This is a genomic window from Pseudomonas saponiphila (assembly GCF_900105185.1).
Taxonomy (GTDB): domain Bacteria; phylum Pseudomonadota; class Gammaproteobacteria; order Pseudomonadales; family Pseudomonadaceae; genus Aquipseudomonas; species Aquipseudomonas saponiphila.
Genome location: NZ_FNTJ01000001.1, coordinates 2,062,532 through 2,074,526, shown reverse-complemented (window position 1 = coordinate 2,074,526; position 11,995 = coordinate 2,062,532). Strand labels below are relative to the sequence as shown.

16 protein-coding genes and 1 pseudogene are annotated in these 11,995 nt (G+C 65.5%); 9 read left to right on the top strand and 8 right to left on the bottom strand.

The window, feature by feature from the left end; translation table 11 throughout:
- Position 1: 1 nt before the first annotated feature.
- The 4 genes from BLV47_RS09715 to BLV47_RS09700 form a co-directional block, all read right to left on the bottom strand.
- Positions 2-661: a hypothetical protein gene (locus tag BLV47_RS09715; RefSeq protein WP_092312680.1), complete on the bottom strand. Its 660-nt coding sequence runs from the start codon at positions 659-661 to the stop codon at positions 2-4.
- 109 nt (positions 662-770) lie between these two features.
- Positions 771-1,766, bottom strand: coding sequence for a diaminopimelate epimerase (locus tag BLV47_RS09710; RefSeq protein WP_092312676.1), 996 nt, complete (start codon positions 1,764-1,766; stop codon positions 771-773).
- A gap of 73 nt (positions 1,767-1,839) precedes the next feature.
- Complete coding sequence (locus tag BLV47_RS09705) at positions 1,840-2,268, bottom strand: RidA family protein (RefSeq protein ID WP_092312673.1); 429 nt, start codon at positions 2,266-2,268, stop codon at positions 1,840-1,842.
- A gap of 32 nt (positions 2,269-2,300) precedes the next feature.
- Positions 2,301-3,299, bottom strand: a complete 999-nt coding sequence (locus tag BLV47_RS09700; RefSeq protein WP_092312670.1) for a cyclase family protein — start codon at positions 3,297-3,299, stop codon at positions 2,301-2,303.
- A gap of 98 nt (positions 3,300-3,397) precedes the next feature.
- Between BLV47_RS09700 and BLV47_RS09695 the strand changes: the two genes are divergently transcribed.
- A complete protein-coding gene (locus BLV47_RS09695) occupies positions 3,398-4,288 on the top strand; it encodes a LysR family transcriptional regulator (protein ID WP_092312667.1) in 891 nt (296 codons plus the stop codon).
- Positions 4,289-4,291: 3 nt separating this feature from the next.
- Here the strand turns inward: BLV47_RS09695 and BLV47_RS09690 are convergent, their stop codons facing one another.
- Positions 4,292-4,762: an Lrp/AsnC family transcriptional regulator gene (locus tag BLV47_RS09690; RefSeq protein ID WP_092312664.1), complete on the bottom strand. Its 471-nt coding sequence runs from the start codon at positions 4,760-4,762 to the stop codon at positions 4,292-4,294.
- Positions 4,763-5,113: 351 nt separating this feature from the next.
- On the opposite strand from BLV47_RS09690, the gene BLV47_RS09685 reads away from it, so the two are divergent.
- Positions 5,114-6,265 (top strand): MFS transporter, encoded by a 1,152-nt coding sequence (locus BLV47_RS09685; RefSeq protein WP_092312661.1) that lies wholly within the window; start codon positions 5,114-5,116, stop codon positions 6,263-6,265.
- Between the two features lie 18 nt (positions 6,266-6,283).
- On the opposite strand, the gene BLV47_RS36120 is transcribed toward BLV47_RS09685, so the two are convergent.
- Positions 6,284-6,436 (bottom strand): hypothetical protein, encoded by a 153-nt coding sequence (locus BLV47_RS36120; RefSeq protein ID WP_167365634.1) that lies wholly within the window; start codon positions 6,434-6,436, stop codon positions 6,284-6,286.
- A gap of 125 nt (positions 6,437-6,561) precedes the next feature.
- On the opposite strand from BLV47_RS36120, the gene BLV47_RS09680 reads away from it, so the two are divergent.
- The 3 genes from BLV47_RS09680 (at position 6,562) to BLV47_RS09670 (ending at position 8,154) form a co-directional block, all read left to right on the top strand.
- The gene (locus tag BLV47_RS09680; protein ID WP_092312658.1) at positions 6,562-7,137 is read left to right on the top strand and encodes a helix-turn-helix domain-containing protein; all 576 of its coding nucleotides are present in this window, start codon (positions 6,562-6,564) and stop codon (positions 7,135-7,137) included.
- A 70-nt stretch (positions 7,138-7,207) separates the two neighbouring features.
- Positions 7,208-7,657, top strand: coding sequence for a hypothetical protein (locus BLV47_RS09675; protein WP_092312655.1), 450 nt, complete (start codon positions 7,208-7,210; stop codon positions 7,655-7,657).
- 50 nt (positions 7,658-7,707) lie between these two features.
- On the top strand, positions 7,708-8,154 hold the full coding sequence (locus tag BLV47_RS09670; RefSeq protein ID WP_092312652.1) for a GNAT family acetyltransferase: 447 nt from the start codon (positions 7,708-7,710) through the stop codon (positions 8,152-8,154).
- Between the two features lie 11 nt (positions 8,155-8,165).
- On the opposite strand, the gene BLV47_RS09665 is transcribed toward BLV47_RS09670, so the two are convergent.
- Positions 8,166-8,582, bottom strand: coding sequence for a hypothetical protein (locus BLV47_RS09665; RefSeq protein ID WP_092312649.1), 417 nt, complete (start codon positions 8,580-8,582; stop codon positions 8,166-8,168).
- Positions 8,583-8,723: 141 nt separating this feature from the next.
- Positions 8,724-9,539: an AraC family transcriptional regulator gene (locus BLV47_RS09660; RefSeq protein ID WP_092312646.1), complete on the bottom strand. Its 816-nt coding sequence runs from the start codon at positions 9,537-9,539 to the stop codon at positions 8,724-8,726.
- A gap of 540 nt (positions 9,540-10,079) precedes the next feature.
- Between BLV47_RS09660 and BLV47_RS09655 the strand changes: the two genes are divergently transcribed.
- The 4 genes and pseudogenes from BLV47_RS09655 to BLV47_RS09640 all read left to right on the top strand — a co-directional run bounded on the left by BLV47_RS09655 (position 10,080) and on the right by BLV47_RS09640 (position 11,937).
- The gene (locus BLV47_RS09655; protein ID WP_092312643.1) at positions 10,080-10,397 is read left to right on the top strand and encodes a YXWGXW repeat-containing protein; all 318 of its coding nucleotides are present in this window, start codon (positions 10,080-10,082) and stop codon (positions 10,395-10,397) included.
- A 36-nt stretch (positions 10,398-10,433) separates the two neighbouring features.
- Positions 10,434-11,027: pseudogene (locus BLV47_RS09650) on the top strand (RNA polymerase sigma factor); the annotation flags it as partial.
- Positions 11,024-11,461 (top strand): hypothetical protein, encoded by a 438-nt coding sequence (locus BLV47_RS09645; protein WP_092312637.1) that lies wholly within the window; start codon positions 11,024-11,026, stop codon positions 11,459-11,461. The pseudogene BLV47_RS09650 and the gene BLV47_RS09645, both read left to right, overlap by 4 nt.
- On the top strand, positions 11,458-11,937 hold the full coding sequence (locus tag BLV47_RS09640) for a periplasmic heavy metal sensor (RefSeq protein ID WP_092312634.1): 480 nt from the start codon (positions 11,458-11,460) through the stop codon (positions 11,935-11,937). Before BLV47_RS09645 ends, BLV47_RS09640 begins: the two co-directional genes overlap by 4 nt.
- The last annotated feature ends 58 nt before the right edge of the window (positions 11,938-11,995 follow it).

The window sequence follows — 11,995 nt, the reverse complement described above, 5'->3', positions numbered from 1 at the left end:
CTTACTTGACCCGGAACGGCCGGGCCGCCATGAACGCCACCGGCAACAGCGGCAAGGCGAGGATCGTCAACACGCCATCCGCGGTGAGGGTCACCGGCGTCAACAGCACCTGGCCGACCTTGCTCTTCTCCCGGTACGCCGAGAAATTCAAGGTGTAGGAGCTGTTCAACGCGTTGGCCTGGTAGGCGCTGATATCCCGTTTGGACTTAAAGCGGCTGCCGCGAATGGCATAGCGGTGCAACAAGGCGTTTTGCGACGTCGCCACGACGAAGCCCAACGCCTTGGCTTCATCGACCTGCCGGGCGTCGAGCTGGTCCAGCCCGGGAATTCTCAGGAGCAGGTTACCGTCCAGGTTCTGCCCCGCATTGACGAGGATCTGCGAAAACTCGGCCTGCATTTTTCCGTGCAGGTCCGACTGGATAGCCTTGAGCAACTCGGGATCGACCCTCACGAAGTAGTGGTACTTCTTGCCCAGGATGACAAAGCTCTGCGCGTCCGCCGTGATATAGAACTGGCTCACGGTTTCCGTATAGACCTCATTGCTGGCGCGGCTTTCGTACAGCTGGCTGGTCAGGCAACCGCCAAGACTGCCAGCGACTAAAGCCCCCAGGGCCATGACCGAGCCTTTGAGCAAGGCTCGGCGGGGCATTCCTTTTTGCATGTCGAATCCTTTCCAGAGAGGTGGGCCGTAGCGGGAGATGAGCCGAGGCGGACGCCACGCTATAGGAACTCCGGCCGTTTTGCACTACGCCACCGCAACTCCAGCGCCCTCACTCAGCCAGCGCCAGCGCCGTGCCGAACAGGCTCACCCGGGTCAACACCCCATCGCGCTCTTGCAACATCAGGGGCGCTGTGCCGCCAGGCATCACCACCTGCACCTCGCCAGCCTTGACCCAGCCCACCCGCCACGCCGCACAAGCCACGGCGCTGGCGCTGGTGCCCGACGACGCGGTCGGCCCTTCGCCGCGCTCGAACACCCGGGCAACGATGCGCTGCGCCGACTCGCGCAGTGCCCATTGCAGGTTAACCCCCGCCGGGCACGGCTCGCCGCTGCCCTGGGGCAAGGCAAAAGCCGTAGCGGTCAGCCCTTGCGCCAGCGGCGCCGCAAGCATCTGCGGGTTGCTCGGCAAGGCGTCGGCTTCTTCCACCAGGGTCACACAATGGGGGTTGCCAATACGCACGAACTGACTGTGCTCCCACGCCGGGTTCAGCGCCTGCAGCGGCGCCACCCGGCTCAGCTCGCGACCGTTCAAGGTCACGGCCTCGACACCTATCGCCGCTACCGCCTCGGGCCCAAAGGCCGGTTGGCCCAGATCCAGCCAGAAGCCCTGCTGCCCCGCCACTTGCGCCGGCTCCACCACAGTGGCCAGCGGCGAGGCGCCCGTGGCTTGGTCGTGGTGCACCTGCAACAGCGTCGGTCCCTGGGTGGCCAGCAGGCCCTGGTCGGCCAGGGCCTGGGAAAAGATCGTCAGGCCATTGCCGCTGCGTTCGGCCAGGGTGCCGTCGGTGTTGACGATCAACAGGTCGAACGGCGCCTGAGCCTGGAACGGCCCCACCAGCAGACCGTCGCTGCGGTGGGCCTTGGCCCCGGGCGGGCGGGTGCCCGGCGCCCAGTCGCAGAGCGCGGCGATCGCCTGTTCCGCCCACAGGCGCCGGTCCCGGGCCGCCTGGGCCGCATTGCCGGGCAAGGCAATTCCCAGGCCACGCAGCGCAGCGGGCGTCACCACCCGATAAATATTGCCCCGTGCATCGTAGAACCCCGCCATGACACCGCCTCCGGAAAAACGAGCCGCTGACATTACGCAGAATGCAGCGGCTCCACCAGAGGTCAGCTCCAGCTCAGGACGGCAAGGCGGCAATCGCCTCGATTTCGAACAGCATGCCGTCCAGGGCCAGGCGTGGCACCGGGATCAGGGTACAGGCCGGGGTTGCCGCCGGTCCCCACAGCGCCTGCAACTGGCGGCCAAAGATCGCCAACCGCTCGTGGCTGTGATCGACGATCAACACCGTGAGCTTGGCCACCTGGCTGACCTCCGCGCCCACGCTGGCCAGGGCGGTCTGCAAGTTGGCCAGGGCCTGGCACACCTGGGCGGCGAAGTCCGCAGCCAACTGACCGTCAGGCGTTTCGCCGCCCTGCCCGGCGATGAACACCAGACGAGCACCGGCGGCCACTTGCGCCACATGGGAATAGCCGTTGGCGCTGGGATCATAGAGCCCGGGCGGGTTGGACAGGCGCAGCACCGGGTTTGAAAAAAGCGCGGTAGACATGTTCATCTCCTGAGCAAAAGCCTTTCGCCCATTCAACGAATGGGCAAGGCCATGGGCCGGATCGGCGCGGCATCGGCACCGCGCAGCTTGAGTGAAGCACCGATAAAGGCGAACTGGTACACCTTGTCCCGGGACAGGCCTTCCAGGTTGACCAGCTCCATGATCGGCGCGCCCTGCATCGCCAACAGGTAAGTGTGCAACGGTAGGTAATTGCCCTCGACCTCGGAAGGGAAGGTTTCAAAGCTGAGGTTGTCCGCCCCCACCACCATGGCGCCGCCCTCTTCCACCAGGAACTTCGCCGCATCCAGGCTCAGCCCCGGCGGGTTGGCCATATAGCGCTGGGCATTGTCGTAGTCGCGCATGCGCCCGGTGCGGATCAGCACCACATCACCCTTTTCCAGCGCCACCTTCTGTTTGGCCAGGGCCTGTTGCAGGTCGGCGCGGGTCACCCGGTAGCTGTCCGCCAGCTGTTCCTGGCCCTTGGCCGCAGCCACATCAATCAGCACCCCGCGGGCAATGATCGGCGGCAGCTTTTCCGCGCCGGTGACGTTCCAGCCACGGTCCCCCAGGTGCTGATCGGCGCGGTAGCCGTTCCAGATCTTGCCGTTGAGGCCGAAGTGGTTGAGGGCGTCGATATGGGTGCCCATGTGGGCGTACATCGATACTGCCGAACCGCTGTAACTGACGTGTTGGTTCATCGGTTCGCCGACCTGCATCGGATCGGCGACCACATTGCCGTGGGGGGTGTGGGTCATCCACATCTGGTACGGCGGGTCGCCGGCGGCCTGCCAGCTGGGCATGCCAATGAAGTAGTCCACTGCCAGGTCGTAGGCCTGTTCGCCACTGACCCGAGCCATGATCGCCGCCCGGGATTCAGGGGTGATCAGGTTCAAGCGACCGATCTCATCCTTGGGCCCCCAAGGGCTGATCCCCACCTCGGCGCGGGCCGCAGTGGCGGCGCTGCAAGCACCGCTGAACAGGGCCAGGGCGAGCACCCCGGGGAGGATCTTCGAGATTGCGTGATGGGCCATGACAACACTCCTGTGAAATGAAGTGCTCATGGTATTGAGGGATCAATCAGAGATAATCAGCCGATTCGTGGATAGATATTCAACCCTGGGGAAACAATATGGATGTACTGATGGCCATGCGCACCTTTCGCCGGGTGGTGGAACGGGCCAGCTTCAGCCAGGCCGCCGCCGACCTCGGACACTCCACCGCCGCCGTCAGCAAGCAGGTGCGGCAACTGGAAGAGCGCCTGGGCAGTCTGCTGATCCTGCGCACCACCCGGCGCATGAGCCTCTCGGAAGCCGGGCAGAGTTACTTCAATGAATGCTGTCATCTGCTGGATGAGCTGGACGCCCTGGAGCGCGCCACCCAGGCCGGCAGCCACGAACCCGACGGCCGCCTGCGGGTCAACGCGCCCATGTCGTTCGGGCTCAAGGTGCTGTCGCCGATCCTGGTGGCGTTCATGCAGCGCTACCCGCAATTGCAGGTGGACCTGACCCTCAACGATCAGGTGCTGGATGTGGTGGGCGAAGGCTTCGATGTGTCCCTGCGGATTCGCCGGCAACTGGAGGATTCGACCCTGATCGCGCGCCACCTGGGACAGGTTGAGCAGGTGATCTGCGCCGCACCGGCCTATCTCCAGGCCCAGGGCACACCACGCGCGATTGCCGACCTGCGGCGCCACCGCTGCCTGGCCTACCGGCTGGCGGAGCATCCCGGACACTGGCAACTGGAGGGCCCGCAAGGCCAGACCCGGCTGGAGCTGCCGGTGCACTTTGCCGTGGACAACAGCCTGCTGCTCGGCGACATGCTGGTAGCCGGCCTGGGCATCGGCGCCCTGCCCGGCTTTGTCGCCCAACCGCTGCTGGACAGTGGTCAACTGCTGCGAGTGTTGCCGGAACAGCGCCTGCCCAGCCGCCAGATCTACGCGCTGTACCCCAGCCAGCGCCACCTGTCACAGAAAGTCCGGGTGTTCATCGACTTCCTGGTGCAGGCACTGCACACCCCCTGAGCCTCAACCGTCGGTGGGCACCTGGAGTCCGACCTTGACCCGGCTCATCGCCACCAGGGTTTTGAAGCGCTTGACGTTGGCATTGTCGAAGAACAGCTCGCGGGTCAGCTGGGTGTACTGGGCCATGTTGCGCACGCAGAAAATCAGCACGAAATCACATTCACCGGCCACGTAGTAACACTGCTGGACCTGGGGACAGGCCTGGAAACTGCGCTTGAGCGCGTCGATCTGGTCGATGCGCTCACTCTCCACTTCCACCTCGACGATGATGCTCAGCTCATGGCCGAGGGCATCCGGGGCAACTTGCGCGGTGTAGCGCTCGATCACGCCCTCGTCCATCAGGCGCTTGAGCCGTCGGTTGACCGCCGCCGTGGACAGGTTGACCCGCAGGCCAAGCTCGCTCTGCGCGGTACTGGCATCGCGTTGCAGCTCGGCGAGCAGCTTCAGGTCATAGGCATCGAGACTGGTGTTCATGAACGGCGCAACTCCGGAAAACAACGGCGCACAGTGGAATGATTTTGTGCAAAAGCCGCCGATTATGCGCAATAGACGTCTCACCTGCGCACTATTATTTGTTCCTGCGGCCCCCGGCCGTGAAATGCCCGCAACGATTGCCAGCGCGACCATGGGCCGGCCAATCACTGGCCCGGTTGGGTTTTTCTGCAACCTTCAACCGATAGTTTTGTCACAATCCCCCTCGGCCACCCTCGAAGCCTCCTGAAGGCGCCACCGATACCAGGCTGCACGAACAAGGGATCGGTGCGACAGCACAACCGGTCAGCCAGCGTTGCCCCCCTCGCTGGCACCTGATCGCCAAGGATTTTTATGACTGCCAGCAACACCCACTTCCAGGCCACCCCCGGCCGCCTCGAACAGATGTCCACGCGCATCGCCTTTTTCATCGCCGGTTTCGGTATTGCCGCCTGGGCCCCGCTGGTGCCCTACGCCAAGGCCCGGGCCGGGCTCGACGAAGGCACCCTGGGCCTGCTGCTGTTGTGCCTGGGGGTGGGTTCAATCCTGGCGATGCCGATCGCCGGGGCCCTGGCCGGGCGTTTCGGTTGCCGTCGGGTGATGGCCGGCGGCACTTTACTGATCTGCCTGGCCCTGCCGCTGCTGGCGACCCTGAGCTCGATCCCGCTGCTGATGGCCGCGCTGTTCATGTTCGGCGCCGGCCTGGGTGGTGTGGATTCCACGGTCAACCTGCAAGCGGTGATCGTCGAGCGTGCCAGCGGCAAGACCATGATGTCGGGCTTCCACGGGCTGTTCAGCCTGGGCGGCATTGTCGGCGCCGCGGGGGTCAGCGCCTTGCTTGGCTTGGGCCTGTCGCCGCTGGGCGCGACCCTGGTGGTGATCGCCCTGATGCTGCTGGCCCTGCTCAAGGCCGCGCCGCACATGCTGCCCTACGGCAGCCAGAGTCCGGGCCCGGCCTTTGCCGTGCCCCACGGCGTGGTGCTGTTCATTGGCTGCCTGTGCTTCGTGGTGTTTCTCGCCGAAGGCGCGGTGCTGGACTGGAGCGCGGTATTCCTCACCGCCGAGCGCAACCTGGATGCCGCCTACGCCGGCCTGGGGTACGCCGCTTTCGCCCTGACCATGACCCTGGGTCGCCTGACCGGCGATGCCATCGTCCATCGCCTGGGGGCGCGCCGGGTGATCATCATCGGCGGCAGCACCGCGGCGGCCGGCCTGCTGCTGGCGACCCTGGCCCCGGCCTGGGAAGCGGCGCTGCTGGGCTATGCCCTGGTGGGCGCGGGTTGCTCGAACATCGTGCCGGTGCTGTACACCGCCGTGGGCAAGCAGCAGGTCATGCCGGAAAGCATCGCCGTGCCGGCCATCACCACCTTGGGCTATGCCGGCATCCTGGCCGGCCCCGCGGTGATCGGCTTCATCGCCCATGGCAGCAGCCTGAGCCTGGCCTTCGGCCTGATCGCGGTCCTGCTGCTGGCGGTGGCGGCCAGCGGCAAGGTGCTCAAGGTTTAAGTGCCGCTCCCTCCGGCGCTAGCGGCTGTACCAGCGGGGTGATTCGACGAACAGGTGGGTCTGCCCGGCCACCAGCCAATCCCCCAGGCACTGATGCAGGTGGGCCAGGCAATGCACCGCCAGAGAGATCTCGTGATACGGAATCACCACCAACCGCAGGCTCAGCCCCATGAACTTGCCCAGTGCCGCACACTCATCCAGGACACTCCATTTGTTTTTATATCGAACAATCAGACGATATAATGAACGGCGTATTTTATCGACGTCAAGAGAAACAAGGATGATTTAACAGACAAATGAACGACAAAACGAACGAAGCAAGTACCCTTTCGCCTATTGGCCAACTGGCCATGGCCATCAAGCGCGAACGTCTGAACGCCGGTCTTTCCGTCTCGGAACTGGCCAAGCGGGCGGCCGTGGCCAAGTCCACCCTGTCCCAGCTGGAAGCCGGAACGGGCAACCCGAGCATCGAGACCCTGTGGGCCCTGGCCCAGGCCATGGGCCTGCAGGTCACACGCTTTTTCGAGCAGCCGACGCATCAGTTGAAGGTCATCCGTGCCCATGAAGGCACCACCGCCCACGCCGAGGACGCCCATTATGCGGCCGCCCTGCTGGACCACTGCCCACCCGGAGCACAGCGCGATCTGTACCGCCTCAGGGTGCAACCCGGCCAGCCGCGGCAATCCAAGGCTCATTTGCCGGGCACCGTGGAACATCTGGTGATTGGCCGCGGACGGGCCTTGGCCGGACCGGCGGACAACCCAGTCAAGCTGAATGCCGGCGACTACATCCGCTACAGCGCCGACCAGCCGCACGTGTTCGAAGCCCTGGAGGCCGACACCATGGCGATCCTGGTGATCGAACATCGCTAGCCGCCCGGGCATTTATCTGCAACACCCAGTCTGGAATCATGGCCCCCCGCCTCAACAGGAGTGAGCACCAATGCCGCATTTCTCCCGCGCCGCCCTTCTCGGCCTGCTGCTGTCCAGCCTCGCGGCCCAGGCCGCGCAGAAGCAGGAACAAGATCAGGACCAGCACATCTACTACAGCATGGTGCCCGGCCAGTTCATGCTGATCGGCAAGCAGCCGGACGGTGGCCCGACCTACTCCGGCACCGCGGTGATCCGCTACGAGAACCAGGCCCTGACTCTGGTCAAGACCATCAATGGCCAGACCACCAGCGCCATCGGCAAGGTGGAACGGGCCAATATCGCCCAGGCCGATGTGTTGCGCTTCAGCGAGCCCGGGCAAAGCGCCACCTGCCTGGTCCGCGGCGACCTGGACAACTACTCGCGCTTGAGCTGCTACTGGACCCGGGACGGCGTGGACCACCGTGAGCCGGGGCTGGAAGCCTATTTCCCCACCGAAACCTGGCCCGGCCATCAAGACTGAAACCAGCCGGCCGCCGCAACCCGCCCCCCACCCATCACCGAGCCCACGCCATGATCCAACTCGTCGAATACTGCAACACCCGGCACCGCCAGCCCGTGATCGAGCTGTGGCAGCGGGTCTTCGGTTACGCCACCGCCCACAACGCGCCGGAGCTGGCCATCGAGCGCAAGCTTGCAGTGGATGACGGGCTGTTCTTCGTCGCCCTGGCCTCAGGGCAGGTCGTCGGCACCCTGATGGCCGGCTACGACGGCCACCGCGGCTGGCTGTACTCCCTGGCGGTAGACCCGCAACAGCGCCGGCTCGGCACCGGCCGGGCCCTGGTGCACCACGGCGAACAGGCCCTGCAAGCCCGCGGCTGCCTGAAGATCAACCTGCAGATCCTCAGCAGCAACGCCGCGGTGCAGGGCTTCTACCAGGCCCTGGGTTATCAGGTTGAACCCCGGATCAGCATGGGCAAGGTGCTCAGCGCCAACGTCCCCGAGCACCTGCGCACCTGAAGCGACTGGGACTACCAGTTGTGCTGATTGACGCGCGGTGGGCTCAGCAGTTGCTGGGCCATGGCGGCAGCGGCCAGCGGCGAGGCACTGTGCAACAGCGGATAGCCCCAGAACTTTTCATAGCTGTCGGCAAACGCCTCGACCCGGGCCTGTGACTCCGGCTGCGGGGCGATGACGATCATCGCCTTGATCCAGCGGCGGATCGCCGCCTTGTTGCGCTTCATCCACAACGAGCCCTGCTTGAGCATCGCTTTGCTCTGAGCGCTGTTGCGCTGCTCGGGCTCAGGCAGCACATCACTCATCAGGACAAAGGCCTGAGCCCGCTGCATAAGCCCCTCCAACTGCTGGAAAGGATCGACTCCCGGCTGCCCTGCGCCTTCGGCGCGACGCATCCAGACCAGGGGAAAATGCTGATGATCGAAGTACATGGGAACACCTCAAGAATCTGACAAACAAGAATGCTTATCATCTTCCTGCCCACCATTGTCCGCATCAGCCGAGATCGACAAGTTATTGACCAATCCGGCCAGATCTGGCCGCTGCCGCAAGCTGCGAACGGGCACCTGCGGCTACAGAGCCTGGTCGCCCTCCAGGGCCTGGCGACGTTCGGCAAAAAATCGCCCGGGCGGCTGACCCACGGCTTTCTTGAACATGCGGATAAAGGCGCTGGCGCTGTCATAGCCCAGGGTCAGCGCCACACACTCCACCGAGTCGCCCCGAGCCAATTGCCTGAGCCCCAGGAGGATGTGCAACTGGCGCTGCCAGCGACCGAAACTCAGACCAGTCTCGGCCACGATCAAGCGGCTCAGGCTGCGTTCGCTGAGGCCGATCTGCTCGCCCCACTGCCCAAGGCTCAGGCGCCGTTGCGGCTGTTCAAGGATCTGCTGGGCCAGACGCCGCAGCTGTGCATGCTGGGGCATGGGCAGGTGGATCTGCTCGCGGGGCGCGACCGCCAGCTCATCCAGGGTCACCGCGACCAGGCGCCCGGCGGCGCCGTCCTGGTCATACAGGAACGGCAGTTGCGCACAGCGCTTGAGCAACTCCTGCAACAGCGGCGACATCACCAGGGTGCAGCAGGCCTGAGGCAATGAACGGGCGTGCTCGGGCTCGACCAACAGGCAATAGCCCTGGGCATTCTCCAGCCCCTGGACCCGATGCTCGATCGCGCTGGGAATCCACACCGCGCACTGCGGCGGCGCCAGCCACAGGCCCTCGGCGCTCTCGCAACTGAGCACACCGCCCGCGGGAAACAGCAACTGGGCCTTGCGATGACTGTGCCATGGTCGTTCCCAGCGCTCTTCTTGCATTGAGATGCGCAGGGCGCACACCGGACGCGCAATCGCATCCGGGTCCTGAGCCTGGTCCTGCTGTTCCAAGACGGGCATCCACCTTCCTCCACACTCCCGGGGCATGCCGGCCATCGGCGCGACGCCGGTGCCGGCCCTGCAAGGTCGAGGATTGTGCCGGGCCCGCGGGGCTTAGCCAAGCAACTGGCCACACCGGCGTGCCGCCCCGTGCCCTAGCGGTAATAGCCATAGCGGTAGCAGCAGCCATGATAGTGCCCGGGGTAAACCACGCAGCCCCCCAAAGACAGCATCGTGGCCATAACAATCAGCAGTGCGATACGACGGGACATGGTGCATTCCTCAAGGGTTCAGTGATGCAACCTCTGTGCGGCGCCGACCAACCTCGCCGCTGCTGCACAGGGTTACCGATTGAACGGCTCCCCCTGGCAACTTCCGTCGCCGCCACCGCCGACATATTTCCCTCCGCCACGGCCCGTATCAGTCCCCTGGCCCGCTCGCTGAACCGCGGTTGAACCGGGCGCGGATAAACGTGCATTTCCCCGCGACGGATTCTTCGGCCACCTATCGTTGAACCCATCAGCTGCGTTCAATCGCGAACGCAGGCCTGAAGGAGCCATCATGAAGCTTGCCCGTTGCCTGCCACGTCTTCGCACCCTGCTGCTGATCCCCCTGGCCTTCACGGCCCTGGCCGGCAGCCCGGCCTTCGCCCAGACCGTGATCATTCAGCAGGCCCCGCCGCCCATGCGCTACGAAGCGCCGCCCATGGCCCGTCCCGGTTACGCCTGGGATCGCGGCCACTGGCGCTGGCACGCAGGCGGCTATGTCTGGGTGCCGGGCCACTGGCAGCCAGTGATGCGCCGCGGCCAGTGGGTGCCCGGGCACTGGCAGGCCCGCGGGCCGAACTGGTACTGGATCGAAGGCCATTGGCTGCGCTGAGCACGCGCTCTTGCGAATCGCCCCTCCACTGCACCGAGAACCGCCGATTTGAACGACACCGACCCGGATATGGAGTTGCTGGCCCGCATTGGCAACAACGAAGCCCAGGCCGTGAAAGAAATGGTCACCCGCAAGCTGCCGCGCCTGCTGGCCCTGGCCAGCCGCTTGCTGGGTGACGCCGACGAGGCCCGGGACATCGCCCAGGAGAGTTTCCTGCGGATCTGGAAACAGGCGGCGCACTGGCGCAGCGAACAGGCGCGCTTTGATACCTGGCTGCACCGGGTGGCGCTGAACCTGTGCTACGACCGCCTGCGCCGGCGCAAGGAGCACCTGCAGCTCGACAGCGAGCAAGCCTTCGAGGTGGTGGACCACGGCCCGACACCCGACGAACAACTGGAAGCCAGCGCGCAGAGCCGGCGCATGGCTGCGGCCCTGGACCGACTGCCGGATCGCCAGCGCGAGGCGATCGTCCTGCAGTACTACCAGGAACTGTCCAACACCGAGGCCGCGGCGCTGATGAACATCAGCGTCGAAGCGCTGGAGAGCCTGCTGTCACGGGCCCGGCGCAATCTGCGCAGCCACCTCGCCGAGGCCCAGGGTGCGGACCTCTCAGGAAGGAGAACACCATGACCCCCGAACGCTTTGCATACCTGGCCGATGCCTATGGCGCGGACCTGCAACGCTGGCCCGCCCGTGAGCGAGATGCCGCACGGGCCCTGCTCCAGGAAGGCAATGCGCTGGCCAGCGAAGCCCTGCGCCAGGCGCGCTGGCTCGACAGCCAGCTGGACAGCTACCAGCTGGCCGCGCCTGAACCGGCCCTGGCGCAACGGATCATTGCCACGGCCGCCACAGCGCCGCGCGGCGCCTCCTTCTGGCAACGCTACGCCGGCTGGCTGGCGTCCCTGGGCTGGGTCGGGGTCGGTCTCACCGGAGTGGCCGCCGGCATGCTCGCGGTGGCCCTGAGCCTGCCCCTGTCGGCATCCAGCGAGGCCCTGCCCAGCGTGTTCGACCAGAGCGACGCGGAATTCATCCTGAGCATCAATACCGAGGAGGCCGAACAGTGAGCCTGTCCATCCGTCCCCTGAAAACCTGGCTGCTGCTGTCGCTGCTGCTCAACGTATTCCTGATCGGCGGCGTGGCCGGCGGCCTGTATCAGTGGCTCGGCCGTCCCCAGCCGCCCCAGGCCCTGGCGGTGCCCCAGCATGGCCTGCGCCAGGCCATGGCGCAGATGCCCGAGGAGCGCCGACGCCAGTTGCGCCAACTGCTGCGCCAGGCCCGCAACGACAGCCAGCCACAGATCATTGCCGGGCGCGAGGCGCGCCAGGGGGTGGTGCGTGAACTGGGGGCCGAACAATTGAACCGCAGTGCCCTGGACGCCGAACTGGGTAGATCCCGCGAGGCCGACATCGCCCTGCGGGCCCGGGTGGATGAAGCCCTGGCCAATTTTGCCGGCAGTCTGTCGCTGACAGAACGCCAGCAACTGGTGGAATCCCTGTACCCGCGTGACCTGGGGGAAAAACGCGGGGCCAAGCGCAATTGAAATCCCGGCGACGGATTTCCCAGCCGACCACGTTCAACCATTCGGCACCCGCGATCAC